Origin of the sequence: Streptosporangium sp. NPDC002544, assembly GCF_040295965.1 — a bacterium.
Classification (GTDB): Bacteria; Actinomycetota; Actinomycetes; order Streptosporangiales; family Streptosporangiaceae; genus Streptosporangium.
This window is the reverse complement of the sequence record NZ_JBEOWJ010000028.1, coordinates 70,737-93,486: the sequence shown is the minus strand read 5'-3', so window position 1 is coordinate 93,486 and position 22,750 is coordinate 70,737. Positions and strand designations below refer to the sequence as shown.

Sequence of the window (22,750 nt, the reverse complement as noted above, 5' to 3'; positions counted from 1 at the left end):
CAGTCGGCCCGTGGCGTCTCCGATCTCCGAACGGTCCTCCCCGACCGGCCGGAAGCAGGCATCCTGGTCGGTGTTCCCGGCCTCGTCGAGGCCGCCCAGTGGGCCACGGGCCATGCCGGCCGCGAGAGTTTCGTCACCGTTCACTCAAGGAGGGCGAGACGTGTTCGGAATGTTCGGCACTCCGCGAACTTCGTCGTCCTCGGGGGCGTCCAACCTGCCGTTGAACGGAGTGTGAGTTGAGCACGACACTTATCGACGGTGATCCGCAGCGGTTGGGCGGTTACTGGCTGGCCGGGCGGTTGGGTGCGGGTGGTCAGGGTGTGGTCTACGAGGCGTACGATGCCGCGGGTAGGCGTGTGGCGGTGAAGGTGTTGCACGGTGACGCCGGGAGTGATCCGGAGTTGCGTGAGCGGTTCGGTCGTGAGGCCGCCGCGGCTCGCCGGGTGGCCTCGTTCTGCACGGCGGGGGTGCTGGACGCCGATCTGGACGGGCCCAGGCCGTACATCGTCAGCGAGTACGTCGAGGGCCCCAGCCTGCGCAGGGCCGTCGCCGAGGGGCGCCGCTTCACCGGAGGCGACCTGCACCGTCTCGCGACGGCGATCGCCACCGCGCTGACCGCCGTGCACGAGGCCGGGGTCATCCACCGCGACCTCAAACCCGACAACGTGCTGCTGGGTCCTGACGGCCCCCGTGTGATCGACTTCGGCGTCGCCCGCACGGAGGACATGTCACTGACCGCGACCGGCATGGTGGCGGGCACCCCGACCTACATGGCCCCCGAGATCTTCATGGGCCAGCGCGCGAGCACCGCCGTCGACATCTTCGCCTGGGGCGGGATCATGGTCTTCGCCGCGACGGGTGCCGACCCGTTCCGGGCGGAGAGCCTGGGCGGGATCATGCACCGCGTGCTGTCGGTACAGCCCCAGCTGGACATGCTCCCCGAGCACCTGCGGCCGTTCGTCGCCGCCTCACTCGCCAAGGACCCCGCCGCGCGGCCCACCGCGAGGGACCTGCTGCTCGCCCTGGTCAGCGGGGACGGTGCCATCGACACCCCGAGACTGCTGGCGGCGGGCAGCGACGCCGGGGCCCAGATCCGCGCGGCCTCCGCCGACCCCGCGCTCGGCACCCTCGCCGAGGACGCCTACGTCGCGCTCGGCCCGGCCGAGCGCGAACTCGCCCCCGAGATCTTCCTGCGGCTGGTCACCGTGACCGACGACGACCAGCTGGTCGTACGGCAGGCGCGGTGGGCCGAGCTCCTCGACGGGCGCGAGGAGGGCGAGGCGACAGCGGTCCGGCGCCTGGTGGAGGTGTTCTCGTACCTGGTCGCCCACGACGAGGAGGAGGTCTGGCTGTCGCGGCCCGCGCTGCCGCAGGCCTGGCCGCGGCTGCGGATGTGGGTCCAGGCCAACCGGGACGGCCTGGCCGTGCACCGCGGCATCCTGACCGCGGCGCGGCGCTGGCAGGCCCAGGGGCACCGGGACGGCGACCTGTTCCAGGGCAGCAGCCTGGAGAACGCCATGCGCTGGGCGGCCACCGGGCGCCGCAACATCACGCTCAGCCCGGTCGAGCGGGACTTTCTGGAGGCGGGTGCCGCCCTCACCCGGCGCCGCGCCCGCCGGGGCCGGGTGCTGTCCGGCACGATGGCCGTGCTGCTGGTCGTCGCGCTGGTCGCCGGGGTGCTCGCCGTGCAGCAGAGCAGGGTGGCCGACGCGCGCAGCGCCGTCATCGCCTCCCAGCGCGACCAGGCGACGGCCGCCAGGCTCGCCGCGACGGCCGACGCGCTGCGGATCGCCGAGCCGGTCAGGGCCATGCTGCTCAGCGTGGCCGCCTGGCGGCTGGCGCCGGTGACCGAGGCCAGGGCGAGCCTGGCCGGTTCGCTGACCCAGCGGGAGACGGCCGCCTTCCACGACCCGGCCGCGGGAATTCAGACCCTCAGGGCGCTGAGCGCCGACGGGCGCACGCTCGTCAGTGCGAGCGACGGCGAGGCACGACTCTGGGACGTGCGGACCGGCCGGCGCATCGGTGGTCTCACCGGGATCGGCGACGACCTGCGCGTGATCGCGCTGAGCCCGAGCGGCAGGCTGCTCGCCGTGATCAGCGGTGTGAAGCTGAAGGTCTGGAATGTGGCGACCGGCAAGCCGACTGGCGCGGTCCTCACCGTCCAGGGGCGCAACGCGGGTGGCGACACCGGGGCGTTCTTCGGCCGGTCCGATGACTGGATCATGGTGACCCAGGGGGAGGGGCTCACGGTCTGGAACCATCTGGACGGCAGGAAGCTGTATCCGCCCGCCGCAGGTGTCGACTTCGACATCTCCGCTGACGGGAGCGGGATCGCCGTCGGCGGGCTGGACGGTGAGCTGGCGGCCTTCACCCTGGACGACCTGCGCAAGATACCGCTGGGCACCCGCTGCAACGGGTGCGGACTGCGGGTGGCCTACAGCCCGGACGGCAGGACCGTCGCGGTCTCCCGGGGCAGGAAGCTCGAACTGCGCGACGCGTCCACCGGGGCCGATCTCGACCGTTTCTTCGAGGGGAGCGTCAGCGGAGATCTGGTCTTCAGCCCCGACGGGCGCTTCCTGGCCGTGGTGACCGACACGGCCCTGCGGGTCTGGCGGGTGGGGGACGGCAGGCTCCTGCTCACCCAGAGGATCGACGGGTTCATGCCCACCGTGGCCTTCGATCCGGACGGACGGGCGCTGCGCTACCTCACCGAGGACTCGGTGACGACCCTCGACGTCGGCACGCTGACCAGGCCCGCCCCGCTGAAGGGCCCCGGGACCAACTGGGCCGCGCTCAGCCCCGACGGCCGGCTGCTCGCGTCCAGGGACGAGGGAGCGAGTGAGATCGTCATCCGTGACGTGCGCCGGCGCACCCGGACCGGCACGCTGAACGTCGGGCCCGACGGCGCCGACGGTGCCTTCGCGATGGGCTTCAGCGCGGACGGCGGACGACTGGTGGCCAACACCGGTGGTGACAGCTCCCGGCTGACCGTATGGGACGTCGCCGCCGCCAAGCGGATCGCCGCCGTCGAGACGGTCCGCGAGGGGCAGGTGTTCGCCCTGGCGATCAGCGCGGACGGCACCGCGGTGGCCTCCTACACCCTCTACTTCGAATCGGTGGGCGACTCGGACGGGGAGATCGCCGTGTGGGACGTGCCCAGCGGCAAACTCCGCTGGTCAAGGCCACAGCAGTCGGTCGAGGGGTTGGTCTTCACCCCCGATGGCAGGATGCTGGCGGTCGCGGGGGGAGAGCACCGGCTGCTGGACGCCTCGACGGGCGAGCCGCTCGGTGAGACGTACGGCGCGCCCACCCTCACCATCCCGACCACCGCGATGGCCTTCGACAGGAAGGGCACCCGTTTCGCCACCGCCGACCGGGTCGGACGGATCTCGGTGTTCGAGGCCGAAAGCAGGGACCGGGTGGGAAACCTGATCAGGAGCGAACCGGCGACGAAGGCGGCCCTGGCCTTCTCGCCTCGCGGAGACGTCGTCGCCGGCGCGGTGAACGACCGTTCGGTGGGGCTGTGGGACGTGGCGACCGGACGCCGTCTCGGCCCGCCGATCGCCGCGCAGAGCGGTGAGTTCCGGTCCCTGGCGTTCAGCCCGGACGGGGCCCGGCTGGTCGTCGTCGACTCGGCCGGCACCCTGGACGAGTATCCGGTCGAGCCGGAGGCGGTGGCGCGGGCGGTCTGCGAGCGCGCGGGCCGCACCCTCTCGCGCGAGGAGTGGCGCACCTACCTCGGTGGCCTGCCCTATCGCAACGTCTGCCCCGGTTAGCAGAAACTTTTTCTCCGGAGATCGCATCAAACACCCCATGAGAGTGGCGCGGGAACTGATCGTGGGTGATCCGCAGCGGTTGGGCGGTTACCGGCTGGCCGGGCGGTTGGGTGCGGGTGGTCAGGGTGTGGTCTACGAGGCGTACGATGCCGCGGGTAGGCGTGTGGCGGTGAAGGTGTTGCACGGTGACGCCGGGAGTGATCCGGAGTTGCGTGAGCGGTTCGGTCGCGAGGCCGCCGCGGCTCGCCGGGTGGCCTCGTTCTGCACGGCGGGGGTGCTGGACGCCGATCTGGACGGGCCCAGGCCGTACATCGTCAGCGAGTACGTCGAGGGCCCCAGCCTGCGCGGGGCCGGCCGGATCTTCGGCGGTGACGACCTGCACGCCCTCGCGACGGCGATCGCCGTCGCGCTGACCGCCCTCCACGACGTCGGGGTCGTCCACCGCGACCTCGCACCCGACAGGGTGTTCCTCGGCCGGAGCGGACCCAGGATCGTCGGATTCGGGGTGAGCCCCGGCCTGAGAACCGCGCTGACCGCCACCGGGCTCAGGCCACGCGCGCCGTCGTACACGGCGCCCGAGGTGTTCACCGGCGGTGAGGCGGGTCCCGCCGCCGACGTGTTCGCCTGGGGCGGGATCGTGCTGTACGCCGCGAGCGGCGAGGATCCGTTCGCGGCGGGCAGCCTGGGCGCGGTGATGCACCGGATCCTCTCGCTCGACCCCGACCTGAGCCCGCTGCCCCGCTCGCTGCGGCCCCTGGCCGCTGCCGCGCTCGCCAAGGAACCCCGGGCCAGACCCGCCGCCCGCGATCTGCTGATCGCCCTGATCGCCGCCGACCCGGCCGTTCCCCGGACGGATGCGCCGGAGTCCGAGACGGCCCCGCTGCTGCGGGCGGGTACCGAGGTCGCGGCCAGGGTCCGCACGGCCTGTGACGATCCGGGGCTGGGCGCGCTGGCCGAGTCGGCGTTCGCCGCGCTGGACCCGGCGGACCGGGAGCGCGTGCCGGAGGTGTTCCTGAGGCTCGTCGTCATCGACGCCGACGGGCAGGCGGTCGCCCGAGAGGCCAGGCCCCCCGCCGGGTCCGAGGGCGTCCTGCACGGCTTCGCGGGGCTGGTCGGGCACCGGGGAGACCGGGCGTGCCTGGTCCACCAGGCGCTGCCTTACGCCTGGCCCCGCCTGGGGGAGTGGATCGACGCCAACCGCGCCCGTCTCGTGGCACGCGAGAGATGCGCCCGGCTACTTCCCCCGCTGCTGGCCGCCTCGGCGGTGTTCGCGCTGGTCGCGGTGGTGATCGTGGTGGGAAGGATTGTCTGACTGGCGGCTACCTGGGTAGGACTTAACCGGAAATGCCGAGTTTTCGGGGGGAAACATGGCGACTTGTGAAACGTGCGGTAACGACTACGACATGAGCTTCGAGGTGCACACCCAGGCTGGGGTGCACGTCTTCGACAGCTTCGAGTGCGCGATCCAGCGGCTGGCACCGATCTGCGAGCACTGCGGGGTCCGCATCGTCGGGCACGGCGTCGAGGCCGGTCGGCGCTGGTTCTGCTGCGCCAACTGCGCACGCCAGGAGGGGGCGACCGCGATCGTGGACCATGTGGGGGCGATGGCGTAAGGCGGTAGCGACACGGCGTGGCGGCATGAGGCCGCCACGTGGGGAGACGCTCGCCCTGAGACGCGGTCACAGGGCGAGGTACCGGAGGAGACGGCGGCCGGCGGAGGTGTCGGCAGGGCCGCCACGGTCCGGACCGCTCATCATGTTCGGCGCCGGAGGAGGGTGAATCGCCTCCTTGCCGCGCTGCCGGTGTTCGAAACGGTCAGGGGTGCCTTTACCGGTCGGGGGAGGCGAGAAGCGGTTTCCCTCGGTGAGCGCGGGAGTCACAGGTCTGGTTGAGATCGTCCCGTGCCTTCACACTGAGCCCTATGTGGGATTTTGATGTCATCGTTCTTGGTTCCGGGCCGGGTGGGCAGAAGGCCGCGATCGCCGCCGCGAAACTCGAACGGCGCGTCGCGCTCGTCGAGCGGCGCAACATGCTCGGCGGAGTATGCATCAACACCGGCACCATCCCCTCCAAGACGCTGCGTGAGGCCGTCCTGCACTTGACCGGCCTCAACCAGCGCGGCATGTACGGCCAGAGCTACCGGGTGAAGGATGAGATCACCGCGGCCGATCTGGGCATCCGCACCCAGCACGTGATCGGCCGGGAGATCGACGTGATCCGCAGCCAGCTGTCGCGCAACCACGTGGCGATGCTCAGCGGGATGGGCCATTTCGTCGACCCGCACACGGTCGGAGTCGTCGACGAGCACGGCCACGAGACCAAGGCGACCGCCGACAAGATCATTATCGCCACGGGTACCCGGCCGGCCCGCCCCGACACCGTGGAGTTCGACGACCACGCCATCATCGACTCGGACGGCATCCTGAAGCTGCAGGACATCCCCGACTCCATGGTGGTCGTCGGGGCCGGGGTGATCGGCATCGAGTACGCCTCGATGTTCGCCGCGCTGGGCACCAAGGTGACGGTGGTGGAGCGCCGTGACCGGATGCTCGACTTCTGTGACCTGGAGATCGTCGAGGCGCTCAAGTACCACCTGCGCGACCTGGCGGTGACCTTCCGTTTCGGTGAGACCGTCGCCGCCGTGGAGCGCCGCTCCCGGGGGGCGCTGACCGTGCTGGAGAGCGGCAAGAGGATCCCCGCCGAGACGGTGATGTACTCGGCCGGCCGCCATGGCATGACCGACGAGCTCGCCCTGGAGAACGCGGAGCTGGCCGCCGACGCCCGAGGCCGCATCCAGGTCGACGAGCACTACCGCACCACCGTGCCGCACATCTACGCCGTCGGCGACGTCATCGGCTTCCCGTCCCTGGCCGCCACCTCCATGGAGCAGGGCCGCATCGCCGCCCACCACGCCTGCGGGGAGCCGCTGCGCGGTATCCACCACCTGCAGCCGATCGGCATCTACACCATCCCCGAGATCAGCTTCATCGGCCACACCGAGGACGAGCTGACCGCCTCCCACGTCCCCTTCGAGGTCGGCATCTCCCGCTACCGCGAGCTGGCCAGAGGCCAGATCATCGGTGACACCTACGGCATGCTCAAGCTCCTGGTCTCCCCGGAGACCCGCGCCCTGCTCGGCGTGCACGTCTTCGGCACCGGCGCCACCGAACTGCTCCACATCGGCCAGGCGGTCATGGGCTGCGGCGGCACCATCGACTACCTGGTCGACGCCGTCTTCAACTACCCCACCCTGGCCGAGTCCTACAAGGTCGCCGCCCTGGACGCCATGAACAAACTCCGCCGGGTGGCCCGCTTCGAGCTCTGAGTCCCCTTTCGAGGACCACCGGGCGAAAGTAGCAGCGGGTCAGGCGCGCACCGGTGGAGCGGCCCTGCGCGGTGGCTCACCCGGGCGCGGTCATCCGGCCGGTACGCGCGCGCCGCCATGATCTTCGGGGGGACGGCTCACCCGGGCGCGGTCATCCGGCCGTCGTGGGGCCGCCGAAGGCGTACTCCAGGGGTGGCGGTACCGCCTGGGCATCCGCGCCGCCGACCCAGAGGTCGATCACACGCGCATCCGTCCTCCTTGGCCCGACCGGTGCGGGACGAATCCGGCGAGCTCGTCAGGCACCGTTCGGTGCGTGACGCACCGAAGGCGGATCGCGGGGACCTCGACGGCACATCCGCGTCGCCGATGGGGTCCCGTGCGGGGGAGGGGCGCTGCGATCATGGCGGTATGACGCAGCAGGTTCCGGATGGTGACGAGAGGCTGAGCCGACGGGAGATCTCCGACGCCGTCGGCGATCTCGGGTGGCGCTATGTCCTGGACGTGGTGCGCACGTCGGTGACCGTGGCATCGCCCGCGCGGGCGGTCGAGGTCGTCGCGCGCGCGGTGGCCGTGGCCGGCGCGGACGGAGAGCGAAGCCTGGAGATGGACGTCCGCCCCGGCCGGGTGGTCCTGACCCTGCGCTCACCGGTCACCGGTGCGGTGACGCCGGTCGAGGTCGAGCTCGCCGGTCGGATCTCCGCGGTCGTGAGCGAGCTCGGGCTGAGCACCGGCCCCGACGTGGGCGGCCGGGAGGTGCGGTCGGTCCAGGTCCTCGAGATCGCGATCGACGCGATCGACATCGCCGCCGTCCGCCCGTTCTGGAAGGCGGTGATGGGTTATGACGACGAGCCCGGAGCGTCCGGCGGCGAGGGCGCGCTCGTGGATCCCGTCGGGCAGGGTCCGGCGATCTGGTTCCAGCGGATGATCGCGCCCCGGGCGCAGCGCAACCGGATCCATCTCGACGTCTCGGTCCCCCACGACGAGGCGTCCCACCGGGTCGAGGCCGCCCTCGCCTCGGGCGGGGTCCTGCTGTCCGACGCCTCGGCGCCCTCCTTCTGGGTGCTGGCGGACGTGGAGGGCAACGAGGCGTGCGTGACGACCTGGCAGGGAAGGGACTGACGGCCGACCGGTGTCAGGCCGTGATGGTGCCGAGGCACCATCCGCGCGACCGCGGTGAGTCGTGCGAGGGCCGGCAGTGGCCGAGCGGGACCGGGCGTCCGGGATTCGTCCGCTCAGGTTCCGGAAGGCTCGTCCTTCTTGCCCGCCACGAGGGTGTCGCCGGCCTTGCCGGGGGCGGGCGGCGCGGGGGGCGCGGCGGGTGCGGTACCGGAGGAGGGTTTGCGGGTACGCGTGCGCGGACGGGGGGCGGCGGGGAACTCCGCGGTGTCGGTGGTGCTCTCGGCGGTGGCCGGAGCGGGCTTGTCGGTGCCGGCGGGCTTCTTCCCGGCGGCGGGCAGGGCGGGCGCCGGAGGGGTCTCCGGCTCGCGCAGCGCGGCGATGACGTCGTCGGCCTCGGTCTCGGCGGCGAAGTCCTCGGCGGCCTCGGCCTCACGGCGCTTGATCACCACCATGTGGTCGACCGACAGGCGGCCCGCGCCGCCCACCGCCAGCAGGATGGAGGCGGCCCCGAGCGCCACGATCAGCTTGGCGTCGCCCCCGGTGAGCGGCAGGCCCGTCTCGCCACTGGCCAGTACGAACACGGCGAGGGCCTCGGCGAACAGCAGCAGCCCGCACGCGGATACGGCGAGCCCGGCCACCAGCAGCGCGCCGCCGATGAGCTCCGTCAGCATGGTGGTGGCGGCCCACACGCCTGGCGCGGGGGCACCCAGGGTGGTGAACTGCCCGGCGGTGGCGGTCAGGCCCGCTTCGAGCTTGTGCCAGCCGTTGGCGAAGAAGATCCCGCCCACCCCCAGCCTGGCGGCCAGGGAGGCAAGATCATGGAGGGTTCGTCGCACGGTTCCTCATTCTGGTTAGATTCACCGTTCCTGCCCAGACTTGACCGATAGATGACCGAGCGAGAGCCTGTCAAACCCCTCACGAGGAGTCACTCCCCTCTCTGTCTCCCTCGGGGCGGTGGGGCACCAGGAGCATCACGGCCAGTGCGGTGCAGCCGAGCAGCAGCACGCTCACCACGATCGTCGTGTGCAGGCCCGCGACGAACGCGACGCGGGCCGCGGAGAGCAGTGCGTCTCCCACGCCGCCGCCGATCTCCTGCGCCATGTGCGCGGCGGAGGCGAGCGACTGGCGGGCCTGGTGCATCGTCTCGGGAGCGACGCCGGGGACCGGGCCCAGTGAGGGGGCGTACACGACCGTGGTGATCGTGCCGAGCACCGCGACCCCGAGACCGGCACCCAGCTCGTAGGCGGTCTCCTCGATCGCGGCGGCGCCGCCCGCGCGCGACTCGGGCGCGGCCGACATGATCGTGTCGGAGGCGGCCAGCAGGGTGACCTGGATGCCGAAGCCGATGCCGACGAAGCAGAACGTCAGGGCCACCGGATGCCCCTCGGTGCCCCAGGCCAGGGTGGGGGCGAGGGACAGGGCGGTCAGCGCCAGCCCGCCGCTCATCGTGGCGCGCAGCCCGAACCACCGAAGCAGCCGAGCCCCGGCCAGGCCGCCCGCGATCGCGGCGATCATGAGCGGGAGCATCCGTACGGCCGCCCCGAGCGGGCTGTCGCCGAGGACCAGCTGGAGGTACTGGGCGAGCATGAGCTCCAGCCCGACCAGGGCGAAGACGGTCAGCAGCACGCCGCCCACCCCGGCGCAGAACGCCCGCCGCCGGAACAGCTCCAGGTCGAGCAGGGGGAAGGCCAGTCGCCGCTGCCTGCGGACGAACCAGGTCAGCAGCCAGACCCCGCACAGCAGGACCGCCACCCCGCCGAGATGCCCGGCGCCCGCCTCCTTCAGGCCGAAGGCCACACCGAGGATGCCCAATACCGACAGCAGCGCGCTGAGCGCGTCCCACGGCCGGTCGGAGCGCCTCGGGATCTCGGGAAGAAGCCTGACCGCGGCGGGCAGCAGGACCATCAGGATGGGGACGTTGATCAGGAAGACGGCGCCCCACCAGAACTTCTCGACGAGCAGCCCGCCGATGAGCGGGCCGACCGCGGCCCCGGCCGCCGCCACCGCGCTCCACACGCCCAGCGCGATCGCCCGCTCGTACCGGTCGGTGAAGACCTGCCGGATGATGGAGAGGGTGGCGGGCATGATCATGGCACCGCCGACGCCGAGCAGTGCCCGCGCCGAGATCAGCGCGAGCGGGGTCGGGGCGAACGCGGCCGCCGCCGAGGCGACGCCGAAGACCACGTATCCGGCCAGCACCAGCCGTTTACGCCCGTAGCGGTCACCGAGCGTGCCAAAGGTCAGCAGCAGCGGCGCGACCACCAGCGAGTAGACGTCGATGATCCACAGCAGTTCCACGGAGGTCGGCTCCAGAGCCGCCGTCAGCGTGGGCACCGCGATGTGCAGCACCGTGGCGTCCACCGCGATCAGCAGCAGGCTGAAGCAGAGCAGGGCGAGGATCGACCACCGGCTGGCTCCGGGTGCCGGTGAGCCGCCGTCCCCACCCCTGGCTTTGGCCATGATGGTGGTCATGGGCCGCTCAGGAGTTGTCAGCCTGGACGAACATACGTCGCAGCCTAGGCGAAGTGCGGCAGTGCGCGGGGTGGCATTCAATGATGGATTTACATGGATATGTGCACCTTGTGTCTCGCGGTCGATCGGCGATCCGTGTTTTCGGTGACACTGTGCGTGACCTCTCTAGAGAGATACAGGCATATACCGTTATCTAGGCAAATGGTGATCTCCCACGGAGCATGGCGATCGTGGGGAGTCAGTGTGAGGCCCGTGAGCCGCCGTGGTGAGCGGGTCCGGCGGGCACGACTCGGCCCCGGTGCCGCCGCCCCGAGATCCCGACGACCCCCGGCAGTGGTGTGCCGTGGCCGCCGCATTGCTGGGCCGTGACCATCCCGAGGCCGCGCTGGAGGCCGCCCGCAGGGCGCTGGACCTCGACCCCCGATCCGAGTCGGGAGCCGACTGGGGATACCGCCTCGCCAGCCTCGCGTTCGAGCGGCTCGGCCGCGACGCGGAGGCTGTGGCCGCCGCCGAGGAGGCGGTACGCCTCGCGCCGGGCTCCTGGGCCGCGCGGATGCGCCTGGGGGCGGCACTGCGCAGGGTGCCGGGCCGCTGGCGCGAGTCGCGGGCACAGGCGGCCAGGGCCGTCCGCTACGCGCCGGAGGAGCCGGACCCGCATGTCCTCACCGGTGACCTCGCGCTGCTGCGCGGTGAGTACCCCCGCGCGCGGGCCGCCTACCGCGACGCGCTGCGCCGCCTGCCCGACCATCCCGGCGCCAGGATCAACCTCGGCCTGACCTGGCTGCGCTGGGAGCGCCCACGCGCCCACCACGACCCCGCCTGGCCGGTCGACCCCCGTGAGACGGGCCGGGCCAGGCGCGCCCTGGAGACGTGGTCGCGGCAGATCCGCATCCTGCTGGCCGTCGCCCTCGTCGCGGTCTGCGCGGCGGAGTTCGGGTTCGGCCTGGCAGGCGTGGCGAGGATCGGTGGCGGGCTGGTGCCGCTCGCCGTCCTGGTGATCACCCTCAGGCAGGCGCACCGGGTCGGGCTCTGGTCGTACGTGCCCGGCATGCTCGCCCGCGACCTCTGGCTCGGCACGTCGATCCTGATCACCCTGGTCGTCGTGGCCGCGTACGTCGCGGTCGTCGCCACCCTCCCACCGGAGGTCCCACCGCTCCTGGCCGGACCGCCGCCGGACGCCACGGGGGTGCTCTGGGCGGGCCTCGCCGGGCTGGTGCTCCTCAACGGCGCCGTACTGCTCGTCCTGCGCGTGCTCGTCGATGCCTGGCGCGGGCGGCCGGTCAGGGCGCTGGCCGAGTTCGCCGCGGCCGGTGACGACCGTACGGCCAGGCGGGACGTCAACGTGACCCTCTGGCTGGTGGCGGGCCGGGTCTGGTCGGTGCCGGTGGCGGCCGTGCTGGCGGCGGCGGTCCTGGACGAACGGCGTTGGGCGCTCGCCGCGCTCGCCGTGCCGCTCGTGCTCGGCTGGGCGTACCGCGGGGCCGGTCCCGCCCTGGGCCTCGGCAGGGTGCTGGCAGCGGACCGCGGGCTGGCGGCGGCGCTGGCCCTGTCCGCCGCGGCGGCGCTCCTGCTCGGCATGGCGGCGGCGGTCACCACGTTCGGGCTCGCCCAGGCGGGCGAGTGGGCCTGGCGGGCCGGGACCGTGCTGCCGGCCGTCTCGTCGGCGGTGTTCGCCACGAGGTCGGTGCGGGCGTGGTGGCGGGGTGCGCCGGGTCCCTGGCGCGCCTCACTGGTCATGTGCGACGGCTGCGGCGGCCGCCTGCCCGGCGATGCCTCCCCGCCGGTGGGGCTCAGCGGGGAGGTGCGCGCGGCCTTCACCCACGCGCGGGGGGTGATGCTCGCCTACGCCGACCCCAGCGGCCCGCGCGCGCTGGCCGTCGGCGCGGTCGGTTCGGTCGGCCCGAGCGGCGAGTTACGCCTGATCGCCGCCTCCGACGCGTGGGAGGCCGCCGAGCGCGACCCCAGGGTGGCGGTCTTCGTCGCGGACCCGCAGGGCCGCAGCTTCTGGGCCGAGGTGCGCGGCATCGCGATCGGCGACACCGAGGCCGGCCTGCTGAGGATCACCCCCAAGCAGGTCGTGGTCGGCGAGTATCCCGGCCGGCACCAGGGCCGTGCCCGCCGAGGCTGAGCGGTCGTCGGGAGCGCGGACCGCCTTGCCCGGCGGTGACATTCCCATGCCCGTCACCTGGCCGGTTCCCGGGGAAGGACGGGCGCGGGGACCGGGTGCTCCCACCCGGCGGGAACACGGGCGCGAACCGCCGCGCGCGGGGCGCGGAGGCGGCACAGGGAAGGGTGTGGCCACCGGTGCGGCACCGGTCGCAGCTCGCTACCTCGAACGTGGATTTCATCCGTTCTCGTCCACATATCTGATCGTGCCCGCGCGGCGGCGTGGCGCGACGCCCAGGCACGCGCAAACGTCCCCCCGGTGCGGTATAACCGGGGGCGGACCGGGGAGGCGTGATGCGGGAATCCAGCAGGGCCCAGCCGGCGGGGCGCGCGGCCGCACGGGATCTGTTCGAGCGGGTGCGGCTGGGCTACTTCCGGCTCTCGCCGCCTCTGCGCAGGCTGATCTACGTCGCGGTGCTGGTCGGAGCGGTCGGGTTGGCGTTCGGCCTCGGCTGGCCGGTGCTCAACACATTCTTCGTCACGCTGACGCTGCTCGGCTTCGCGGCGCTGACCCTGAGCTTTCCCCGCGCCGCGGCCACCCTGCTCGTGGTGCTCGCCTGGCTGTCGGTGCTGATGATCTTCCAGGGCGCGTCCGGCTGGAACTCGCCGATCCCGACCGCGCTGATGATCCTCGCCGCCCTGGTGGCCGGCGCGGCCCACCTCATCCGCTGGGTCACCCCGTGGGTGAGCACGGCCATGGCACTGGTGCCCGCCGGACTGGTGGCCGTCCTGCTCGGCGCGGTCATCCCCGGGATCGCGCCGGTCACCGCCATCTGGGCCGCGTACGCGGTGGCGGCCGGGGTGCTCGTCCAGCGCTTCCTCCAGGCCCGCCGGGTGCGGGCGGCGTCGGCGGTGGGGGAGCGGAGCCAGGTGGGGCTCAGGGTCCGCGGGGGCGGTGCCCCCGCACCCGCCGCCGTGACCGGCGAGCGGGAGGCGCCGCCGCCCATCTCGGTGGAGGAGGCGCTCGGAGAGCTGGACGCCATGATCGGCCTGGCCCCGGTGAAGGAGCAGGTGCGCTCGATCGCCGCCTCGATCGAGGCGGCCAGGCTGCGCAGGGAGGCCGGATACTCCACCGAGCCACCGATGCGGCACTTCGTGTTCGTCGGCCCCCCGGGCACCGGCAAGACCAGCGTGGCCAGGACCGTCGCGAAGATCTTCTACGCCTTCGGCCTGCTGGAGACCCCCTACGTGGTCGAGGCCCAGCGGGCCGACCTGGTGGGGGAGTTTCTCGGCGCCACCGCGATCAAGACGAACGAGCTGGTCGACCGGGCGCTCGGCGGGGTGCTCTTCATCGACGAGGCGTACAGCCTGATCAACTCCGGTGACGGCCAGCCGGACAGGTTCGGCGCGGAGGCCGTGCAGACGCTGCTCAAGCGGGCCGAGGACGACCGCGACCGGCTGGTCGTCATCCTGGCCGGATACGAGAAGGAGATGGCCGCCTTCCTGTCGTCCAACCCCGGCCTGTCCAGCCGGTTCGCAAGCCGGGTCCGCTTCCCCAGCTACGCCCCCGATGAGCTGCTCCAGATCACCGAGTTGCTGCAGAGGCGCCGGGGAGACCGGATGTCACCGGAGGCCGCGCCCGCGCTGCTCGCCCGATTCGAGGACATCCACCGGCGCTCGATGGTCGACGACCTGGGCAACGCCCGGTTCGTCCGCAGCCTCGTGGAGGCCGCCGCGCAGGCCAGGGACGTGCGCGTGGTGGGGGCGGGCGGCGCGCCCACCACTGAGGACCTGGTCACCACGGCCCTGGAGGATGTCGTCAAGGCCTTCGACGAGCTCACCGCCCGCTACCGGGGCTACCAGGCCACGCCCTCCCTTGAGGAGGCGCTGGCCGACCTCGACCGCATGGCGGGTCTCGAACCGGTCAAACGGCAGGTGCACGCGATCGCCGCGCAGCTCAGAGTGGCCAAGATGCGTCAGGAGCGGGGGCTGCCGACCCCGTCGCAGATGCGGCACTTCGTCTTCGCCGGGCCGCCGGGCACCGGAAAGACCACGGTGGCCCGCATCCTGGGCCGTATCTTCGCCGCGCTCGGCCTGCTCGCCCAGCCCGACGTGGTGGAGGCCCAGCGGGCCGACCTGGTCGGCCAGCACCTCGGCGCCACCGCGATCAAGACGAACGAGCTGGTCGACCGGGCGCTCGGCGGGGTGCTCTTCGTCGACGAGGCCTACGGCCTGGTCAACTCCGGCTACAACGGGGGCGACGCCTTCGGCACCGAGGCCGTGCAGACGCTGCTCAAGCGGGCCGAGGACGACCGCGACCGGCTGGTGATCATCCTGGCCGGATACGAGCGGGAGATGAACACCTTCCTGTCGTCCAATCCCGGCCTGGGCAGCAGGTTCAGCCAGCGGGTGCGGTTTCCCTCGTACTCCGCCGAGGAGCTCACCGAGATCGCGGTGCTGCTCGCCGACTCCTCGGGTGACAGGTTCGACGACGCCGCCCGGCGTGACCTGGCCGAGGTCTTCGCCTGGGTCTGCGACGAGGGCCTGATCGACGGCCTGGGCAACGGCAGGTTCGCGCGCTCGCTCTTCGAGCGCGCGGCGATGCGCAGGGACGTCCGTCTGGCCGCCCTGGGCGGTGCCACCGCCACCGCCGCCGACCTGACCACCATCACCAGCGTTGACCTGCGCGCCGCCGTGGACGAACTCTCCGGAAAGTGATTCCGGGTCCGACCGGCGCCATCGTCCACTGAGATCCCTCCGATTCGGTACGCTATGCAGCCCATCGGTCGCTGAGTGTAGCAAGATGGTCACTGACAGCGGTGGGGCTCCGGAGGAGGAAAGATGGCGGGATTCCTTGCCCGCAGGCTGCTCAACTATCTGGTGCTGATCGTCGTGGCCACCAGCCTCGCCTACATGCTGGCCGCCTCCGCGCTCGACCCGCGATCCAACTACGAGGGCCGCAACCCGCCGATCCCCCCCGCGGTCGTCGACGCCCGCCTCACCGACCTCAACCTCAACGACCGCACCCCGCTCTTCGAGCGCTACCTGACCTGGGCGGGTGCCCTGGCGCGCGGCGACTTCGGCAGGACGGTGGCCGGCGGCTCGGTCGGCGACGACCTCGGGCGCCGGATCGGCGTCACCCTGCGCCTGATCACGGTCGGGCTGGTCGTCGGCAGTGTCACCGGCGTGCTCGTCGGCGCCTACGCCGCGGTCAAGCAGTACGGCGCCTTCGACCGGCTCTCGACAGGTCTCTCCTTCGTCGTCCTCGCGGTCCCCACGGTGGTGCTGGCCAACATCCTGATCATCGCCGCGGTCCGGTTCAACGAGGCCGTCGGCGCCCAGATCCTCCTCGTCAGCGGAGAGGCGACCCCCGGGCTCCAGGGCGGGTTCGTCGCCGCCGGGATCGACCGGATCCAGCATCTGCTGCTGCCCACGCTGTCGCTCTCGCTCGGCCTGGCCGCCGTCTACAGCCGCTACCAGCGCAACATGATGCTCGATGTGCTCGGCGCCGACTTCATCCGCACGGCCATGGCCAAGGGGCTGAGCCGCCGCGCCGCGCTGACCCGGCACGCGCTGCGTACCGCGCTGATCCCGGCGGTCACCTACTTCGCCTTCACCTTCGGGGCGCTGCTGGTCGGCACCACCTTCACCGAGAAGATCTTCGGCTGGCACGGCGTGGGAGAGCAGCTGGTCGACTCGATCTCCACCAACGACATCAACACCGTCGCCGCGATCAGCTGCTTCGCCGCGCTGGCGGTGCTGCTGGCCGCGTTGGCCTCCGACGTGCTCCACGCCCTCCTCGACCCGCGCGTCCGGGTGGGGTGAGCCGGAGATGACCATCGCCGAGGAGGAGCTCACCGAGCAGCGGGCGTCCGTGGACAGGATCAAGGCGCCCTCACGGCTGCGGGTGGTCATGGGCCGCCTCCTGCGCTCGGGCCGGGGCCGGACCGGCTCCGTGCTCCTCCTGCTGATCTTCCTGCTGGCCTTCGCCGGCCCCTACCTCACCCGCTGGACCTACACCGCCAAGGACTTCACCGCCTTTCTCGCGCCGCCGTCGACCGAGCACTGGTGGGGGACCCTGCAGACCGGCGCCGACGTGTACGCGGTCACGCTGCGCGGCATGCGCAGGTCCCTGGTCGTCGGCCTGCTCGCCGCGGTGGTCGGCACCGCGCTCGCGGCCGTGGTGGGTGCCTTCGCCGGATACTTCGGAAGCTGGACCGACCGTTCACTGACCTGGGTGACCGACCTGCTGCTCGTGCTTCCCGCCTTCCTGATCCTGGCGATCATGTCCCCGCTCTTCGCCGGGGGACAGTGGCCGATGTTCGTGCTGGTGCTGGCGCTCTTCCTCTGGATGGTGACCTCGAAGATCGTCCGGAGCATGACCATCTCGCTCAGGGAACGGGAGTTCATCCAGGCGGCCAGGTTCATGGGCGTGCCGCCGACAAGGATCATCTTCCGGCACATCATTCCCAACATGTCCTCGCTGCTGGTCGTCGACGCCACGCTGAACGTCAGCGCCGCGATCCTCACCGAGACGTCCCTCTCCTACTTCGGCTTCGGCATCCAGCCGCCGGACGTCTCGCTGGGCAGCCTCATCGCGGACGGCGCCCAGACGGCGCTCTACGCCCCCTGGACGTTCTGGTTCTGCGCGAGCCTGTTGATCGTCACCGTGCTCGCGGTGAACCTGGTCGGCGACTCCCTGCGCGACGCCTTCGACCCCACGGCCCGCAGAGGTGGGTGAGCGGATGACAGGCGAGCGAACCGCGGACGCGAGATCCCGGAGCGGCCGGACCGGCGGGCGCGGCGCCGGGGCCGGTCCCCTGCCGGTGAGGGCCGGAACCGACCTCGTGCCCGCCGACCCCGTGCTCGAGGTGCGCGACCTCGACGTCACCTTCGGCCTGGGCCCCGGCGCGGTCCGCGCGGTCAGGGGAATGGGTTACGCGGTCCGTCCGGGCGAGGTGCTCGGGATCGTCGGTGAGTCCGGCTCCGGCAAGTCGGTCACCTCGCTGGCCGTGATGGGCCTGCTCCCGCCACACGCCCACGTCACCGGGTCGGTGCGGCTGCACGGACAGGAGATCCTGGGCGCCCCGGAGAGGACACTCACCGCGTTCCGCGGCAAGACCATCTCGATGGTCTTCCAGGACCCGCTCTCCGCGCTCACCCCCGTCTACCGGGTCGGCGACCAGATCGCCGAGGCGGTCCGCGTCCACCGGCGGATCGGCGCCGCGCAGGCCGCCAGGCGCGCCGTCGAACTGCTCGACCTGGTCGGCATCCCCAACGCGGCGCAGCGCGCCAAGGCGTTCCCGCACGAGTTCTCCGGCGGCATGCGCCAGCGCGCGGTGATCGCGATGGCGATCGCCAACGACCCCGACGTGATCCTCTGCGACGAACCGACCACCGCGCTCGACGTGACCGTCCAGGCTCAGGTGCTGGAGGTGCTGAAGACGGCGCAGCGGGAGACGGGCGCGGCGATCGTCATCATCACCCATGATTTGGGGGTGGTGGCCGGGTTCGCCGACCGGGTTCTCGTCATGTACGCCGGGCGCCCCGTCGAGGTCGGCTCGGTGGACGAGGTCTACTACCGCACCCGCATGCCGTACACCATGGGCCTGCTCGGTTCGATCCCGCGCCTTGACCGCGGCCGGGAGCAGCCGCTGGTGCCCATCGAGGGCAGCCCGCCGTCACCGGCGGCGCTGCCGCCGGGCTGCCCGTTCGAGCCGCGCTGCCCGATCGCCGTCCCGGCGTGCGCCGAGTCCGAGCCCGAGCCGGTACGGGTGGGCTCGCCCGGCCACCTCGCGGCGTGCATACGCTCCGGTGAGATCGAGGCGGGGGGGTGGTCACCCGCCCAGATCTACGGTGTGCGCGCCATCGCGGGGGAGGCGACCGGCCCCGGTCCCGCCGTCGGTCCCGCCGTCGGTCCCGCTGCCGGTTCCGTCGCCGGGGAGCGGCCACGGCCGCGTGGCGGGCGTGAGGTGGTCCTGGCGGTCGAGGGCCTGGTCAAGCACTATCCCCTGGTGAAGGGGAGGCTCCTGCGGCGGCGGGTCGGCACGGTCCGCGCGGTGGACGGTGTCAGCTTCGACATCCGAGAGGGCGAGACGCTCGGCCTGGTCGGGGAGTCGGGCTGTGGCAAGACGACCACCCTGATGGAGATCCTCGAACTGACCGCACCGCAGAGCGGCGGGATCACGGTGCTGGGCCGCGACACCGCACAGATGAGCACCCGTGACCGGATGGCCGTCCGGCGCGACATGCAGGTCGTCTTTCAGGACCCGCTGGCCTCGCTCGACCCGAGGATGACCGTCTACGACATTCTCGCCGAGCCGCTGCGCACGCACGGCAGCCGCGAGGTGGGGCCGAGGGTCCGCGAGCTGCTCGGCATGGTCGGCCTGGAGGCCGGTCACGCCGCCCGCTATCCGCAGGACTTCTCCGGGGGGCAGCGTCAGCGTATCGGCATCGCCCGCGCTCTCGCCCTGGAACCCCGGCTGGTCGTGCTGGACGAGCCGGTCTCGGCACTCGACGTGTCCATCCAGGCCGGGGTGCTCAACCTGCTGGCGGAGCTGAGGACCCGCCTGGGCCTGTCGTACCTGCTCGTGGCGCACGACCTGGCCGTGATCCGGCACATCGCAGACCGGGTCGCGGTCATGTATCTCGGCAGGATCGCCGAGATCGGGCAGGCCGGCCGGGTGTACGACACTCCGATGCATCCCTACACGCGGGCACTGCTGTCGGCCGTCCCGCTGCCGGACCCGGTCATGGAACGCTCCAGAAGGCGGATCCTGCTGGAGGGAGACCTGCCCAGCCCGGCCGATCCTCCCTCCGGCTGCCGCTTCCGCACCCGCTGTCCCCTGTTCAGGTCCCTCGACGAGACCGTCAGAAGGCGTTGTGTGGAGGAGGAACCCCAGGTGCGCCGGCTCGGAGACGACCACGGAGTCTCGTGCCACTTCGCCGAGAGGTTCGGCGCCGGATGATCCAGCCGAGTGCCCTTCTGTTCGCCCAGTCGTATCCTCCGGGAGGAAAACAGTGACATCGATCCGGCGCGTGGGCGCGCTCGCCACCGCGCTGGCCGTGGTCCTGGCGGTCTCGCCGGTTCTGACCGGCTGCGGTGGCGGGGGCGGGACGGGGAGCGGGTCCATCTCGGCGATCAAGGCCTACGACGTCAACCCCGTCGCCCGCGACCGGGTCGTGGACGGAGGGGTGCTCCGCTGGGGGCTCAGCGAGTATCCGGCCAACTGGAACCTCAACCATGTCGACGGCAACCTGGCGACGGTCAAGAAGGTCATGGACGCCCTCATGCCCTCGCCGTTCCGCTCCGACGCCAAGGGGCAGATCTCCCCGAACACCGACTACCTGTCGGCGGGCAGGGTCACCTCGGACGGCCCCAGGCAGGTAGTCACCCTGACCCTCGACCCGCGTGCCAGGTGGTCCGACGGCACTCCGATCACCTGGGAGGACTATCAGGCCCAGTGGCAGGCGATGAACGGCCGCAACGGCGACTACCGGGTGGCGAGCACCACCGGCTACCAGGACATCGAGAAGGTGACCAGGGGCAAGGACGACCACCAGGTCGTGGTGACCTTCGCCAAACCCTTCGGCGACTGGCAGTCGCTGTTCGCGCCGCTGTACCCCCGAAGCACCAACGCCACCTCCGAGGCGTTCAACAACGCCTGGCTGAACCGCATCCCGGTGACCGCCGGCCCGTTCAGGTTCGTCTCGTTCGATCCGACCGCCAAGACCGTCACCATCGCCAGGGACGACCGCTGGTGGGGAGAACGGGCCAAGCTGGACCAGATCATCTACCGCTCCCTGGAGAGCGACGCACTGGTCGGGGCCTTCAGCAACGGTGAGCTCGACACCTTCGACATCGGTCCGTCCGCGCCCGACTACGCGCGTGTCAAGGCCACCCCGGGCGCGATCGTGCGACAGGCGGCCGGGCCCGACTTCCGGCACATCACGATGAACGGCGAGAGCGCCCTGCTGTCCGACCGGAGGGTACGCAGGGCCGTGGCGATGGGCATCAACCGCCAGGCCGTCGCCCAGTCCGACCTCCAGGGCCTCGACTGGCCGATCGTCCTGCTGAACAACCACTTCTTCATGAACACCCAGGAGGGCTACCAGGACAACGCCGGTGAGATAGGTATTTACAACCCCGTTCAAGCCGGGCGGGAGCTGGACGCCGCAGGCTGGAAGCTGGAGGGGCGGATCAGAAGGAAGGACGGCAGGGAGCTGAACCTGCGCTTCGTCCTGCCGTCCAGCCTGCAGCTCACCAAGTCCGAGGCCGAACTCGTCCAGGACATGCTCGCCCAGATCGGTGTCGGGGTCACTCTCCAGTCGGTACCCACCGATGACTACTTCACCAAATACATAATTCCCGGCAATTACGACATCACCGCCTTCGCATACATGGGCACGCCGTTTCCCGTCTCCAGCGCCTACGGTCAGTACGCCGACGCCACCAGGCGCCCGGACGACACCGGACAGTGGAACGCCAACCTCGGCCGCATCGGCTCCCCGCAGATCGACGCCGCCATGAACAAGGCGACCGCCGCCCTCGCCCCCGGCCGGGCCATCGCCGACACCAACGCCGCCGACAAGCTCATCTGGCAGGCGGTCAACGTGGTGACGCTCTACCAGCGACCGCAGAACGTCGCGGTCAAGAGCACGGTCGCCAACTTCGGCGCCCGCGGCTTCTACGACCTGAGGTACCAGGACATCGGTTTCACCCGATGACGCGGCCGTGCGGGTGGCCCGGTCGGGCGGGGCGTCTCGCGGTCCTCAGGCGGCCGAATACCCGAGGAGCCCGGGAGGCACCCGGCAGCGGGACGGGCGCGCTTTCTGTCGGGAGCGGAGTGTAGAAGTGGGCCATGGTTATCTCGGTTACCTGGCCCCAGGTGCTCGCGTGGCGGTTGAAGCGGCAGTTCGTGGACCCGGCAGACGGGCCGGACACGGTCTCCGTCGTGCGCAGGCTCACCGGGGTGCAGGCGCAGGTGGCCTCCTCCGCCGGCCTGGCGGTGGCCGTGCGGAGCGCGCGGCCGAGACCCGATGAGATCGACGATGCCCTGTGGCGAGACCGCAGCCTGGTCAAGACCTGGACGGCACGCGGCACCCTGCACCTCGTCCCCGCCGACGAGCTGGCCTCCTACGCCGCCGTCCTCGGCTCGTTCCGCAACTGGGACAAGGGCTCCTGGCAGCGGGGCCACGGGGTCACCGCCGCCGAGGTCGCCGCCATCCTCGACGCCGTGCCCAAGGCGCTCGCCGGCCGCGCCCTCACTCGCGAGGAACTGGTCGACGGGGTCATCGAGATCACCGGCGACGCCCACCTGAAGGAGGCGCTCACCTCCGGCTGGGGCGCCCTGTTCAAGCCGCTGAGCTTCCTCGGTGAGCTCTGCTACGGCCCGCCACGCGAGGGGAGGGTGACCTTCGTCAGCCCCCGCGACTGGGTGCCCGGCTGGCCGGCGGAGCTCCCCTCGGCCGCGGAGGGCGGCGTGCGCCTGCTCCGCTCCTTCCTCGGTGCCCACGGCCCGGGCACCCCCGAGACGTTCGACGGCTGGCTCTACCGCGGGGCGGCCCGCAAGGCGACGCTGCGCGGCTGGTTCCGGGACCTCACCCCCGAGCTGGCCGAGATCGAGGTCGGCGGCAGGCCGATGGTCATGCTCGCCGAGCACCTCGACGACCTGGCCGGCACCCGGCCCGCCACCGGGGTCCACCTCCTGCCAGGCTTCGACCAGTACATCCTCGCCGCCCCTCGTGACCTGGAGCCCCTCCTGCCCGCCGAGGCGAAGGCGAGGGTCAGCCGGGCCGCCGGCTGGATCTCCCCCGTCGTGATCCACGAGGGCCGGGTGGCCGGGATCTGGGAGGCCAAGGACAAGAAGATCGTCGTCGACCTCCTGGAGGAGGTGCCCGCCGCGGCCCTCGCAGCCGAGACCGAGCGGGTGTCCGAGCTGCTGCGCTGACG

The 22,750-nt window shown here is 71.8% G+C and carries 14 protein-coding genes; 12 read left to right on the top strand and 2 right to left on the bottom strand.

The features are described from left to right. Positions 1-236 precede the first annotated feature (236 nt). The 5 genes from ABT061_RS34265 (at position 237) to ABT061_RS34245 (ending at position 8,220) form a co-directional block, all read left to right on the top strand. Positions 237-3,776 (top strand): protein kinase domain-containing protein, encoded by a 3,540-nt coding sequence (locus ABT061_RS34265; RefSeq protein ID WP_350925863.1) that lies wholly within the window; start codon positions 237-239, stop codon positions 3,774-3,776. A 37-nt stretch (positions 3,777-3,813) separates the two neighbouring features. After that, positions 3,814-5,088, top strand: a complete 1,275-nt coding sequence (locus ABT061_RS34260) for a serine/threonine-protein kinase (RefSeq protein WP_350925861.1) — start codon at positions 3,814-3,816, stop codon at positions 5,086-5,088. Positions 5,089-5,143: 55 nt separating this feature from the next. After that, positions 5,144-5,389, top strand: coding sequence for a metallothionein (locus ABT061_RS34255; RefSeq protein WP_350925859.1), 246 nt, complete (start codon positions 5,144-5,146; stop codon positions 5,387-5,389). Between the two features lie 308 nt (positions 5,390-5,697). Next, on the top strand, positions 5,698-7,101 hold the full coding sequence (gene sthA, locus ABT061_RS34250) for a Si-specific NAD(P)(+) transhydrogenase (RefSeq protein ID WP_350925857.1): 1,404 nt from the start codon (positions 5,698-5,700) through the stop codon (positions 7,099-7,101). A 408-nt stretch (positions 7,102-7,509) separates the two neighbouring features. After that, positions 7,510-8,220: a 4a-hydroxytetrahydrobiopterin dehydratase family protein gene (locus tag ABT061_RS34245; protein WP_350925855.1), complete on the top strand. Its 711-nt coding sequence runs from the start codon at positions 7,510-7,512 to the stop codon at positions 8,218-8,220. A gap of 113 nt (positions 8,221-8,333) precedes the next feature. On the opposite strand, the gene ABT061_RS34240 is transcribed toward ABT061_RS34245, so the two are convergent. Beyond that, complete coding sequence (locus ABT061_RS34240) at positions 8,334-9,056, bottom strand: DoxX family protein (RefSeq protein WP_350925853.1); 723 nt, start codon at positions 9,054-9,056, stop codon at positions 8,334-8,336. 79 nt (positions 9,057-9,135) lie between these two features. After that, a complete protein-coding gene (locus tag ABT061_RS34235) occupies positions 9,136-10,692 on the bottom strand; it encodes an MFS transporter (protein ID WP_350925851.1) in 1,557 nt (518 codons plus the stop codon). A gap of 262 nt (positions 10,693-10,954) precedes the next feature. On the opposite strand from ABT061_RS34235, the gene ABT061_RS34230 reads away from it, so the two are divergent. The 7 genes from ABT061_RS34230 to ABT061_RS34200 all read left to right on the top strand — a co-directional run bounded on the left by ABT061_RS34230 (position 10,955) and on the right by ABT061_RS34200 (position 22,748). Beyond that, entirely contained in the window at positions 10,955-12,820 is a 1,866-nt protein-coding gene (locus ABT061_RS34230; RefSeq protein ID WP_350925849.1) for a tetratricopeptide repeat protein, read from the top strand. 332 nt (positions 12,821-13,152) lie between these two features. After that, positions 13,153-15,516: an AAA family ATPase gene (locus ABT061_RS34225; protein ID WP_350925847.1), complete on the top strand. Its 2,364-nt coding sequence runs from the start codon at positions 13,153-13,155 to the stop codon at positions 15,514-15,516. Positions 15,517-15,639: 123 nt separating this feature from the next. Beyond that, positions 15,640-16,623, top strand: coding sequence for an ABC transporter permease (locus ABT061_RS34220; protein ID WP_350925845.1), 984 nt, complete (start codon positions 15,640-15,642; stop codon positions 16,621-16,623). A 7-nt stretch (positions 16,624-16,630) separates the two neighbouring features. Then, the gene (locus tag ABT061_RS34215) at positions 16,631-17,539 is read left to right on the top strand and encodes an ABC transporter permease (protein WP_350925843.1); all 909 of its coding nucleotides are present in this window, start codon (positions 16,631-16,633) and stop codon (positions 17,537-17,539) included. A gap of 4 nt (positions 17,540-17,543) precedes the next feature. Beyond that, positions 17,544-19,766 (top strand): dipeptide ABC transporter ATP-binding protein, encoded by a 2,223-nt coding sequence (locus ABT061_RS34210; RefSeq protein ID WP_350925841.1) that lies wholly within the window; start codon positions 17,544-17,546, stop codon positions 19,764-19,766. Positions 19,767-19,818: 52 nt separating this feature from the next. Then, on the top strand, positions 19,819-21,525 hold the full coding sequence (locus tag ABT061_RS34205) for an ABC transporter family substrate-binding protein (protein WP_350925839.1): 1,707 nt from the start codon (positions 19,819-19,821) through the stop codon (positions 21,523-21,525). A 134-nt stretch (positions 21,526-21,659) separates the two neighbouring features. Further along, a complete protein-coding gene (locus tag ABT061_RS34200) occupies positions 21,660-22,748 on the top strand; it encodes a winged helix DNA-binding domain-containing protein (protein ID WP_350925837.1) in 1,089 nt (362 codons plus the stop codon). Positions 22,749-22,750: the final 2 nt, after the last annotated feature.

Excerpts from the sequence above, each read along its gene's own strand:
- ABT061_RS34260 (WP_350925861.1), top strand. The coding sequence starts at position 3,814 with ATGAGAGTGGCGCGGGAACTGATCGTGGGTGATCCGCAGCGGTTGGGC.
- ABT061_RS34255 (WP_350925859.1), top strand. The coding sequence starts at position 5,144 with ATGGCGACTTGTGAAACGTGCGGTAACGACTACGACATGAGCTTCGAG.
- sthA (WP_350925857.1), top strand. The coding sequence starts at position 5,698 with ATGTGGGATTTTGATGTCATCGTTCTTGGTTCCGGGCCGGGTGGGCAG.
- ABT061_RS34245 (WP_350925855.1), top strand. The coding sequence starts at position 7,510 with ATGACGCAGCAGGTTCCGGATGGTGACGAGAGGCTGAGCCGACGGGAG.
- ABT061_RS34235 (WP_350925851.1), bottom strand. The coding sequence starts at position 10,692 with ATGACCACCATCATGGCCAAAGCCAGGGGTGGGGACGGCGGCTCACCG.
- ABT061_RS34225 (WP_350925847.1), top strand. The coding sequence starts at position 13,153 with ATGCGGGAATCCAGCAGGGCCCAGCCGGCGGGGCGCGCGGCCGCACGG.
- ABT061_RS34220 (WP_350925845.1), top strand. The coding sequence starts at position 15,640 with ATGGCGGGATTCCTTGCCCGCAGGCTGCTCAACTATCTGGTGCTGATC.
- ABT061_RS34215 (WP_350925843.1), top strand. The coding sequence starts at position 16,631 with ATGACCATCGCCGAGGAGGAGCTCACCGAGCAGCGGGCGTCCGTGGAC.
- ABT061_RS34210 (WP_350925841.1), top strand. The coding sequence starts at position 17,544 with ATGACAGGCGAGCGAACCGCGGACGCGAGATCCCGGAGCGGCCGGACC.
- ABT061_RS34200 (WP_350925837.1), top strand. The coding sequence starts at position 21,660 with ATGGTTATCTCGGTTACCTGGCCCCAGGTGCTCGCGTGGCGGTTGAAG.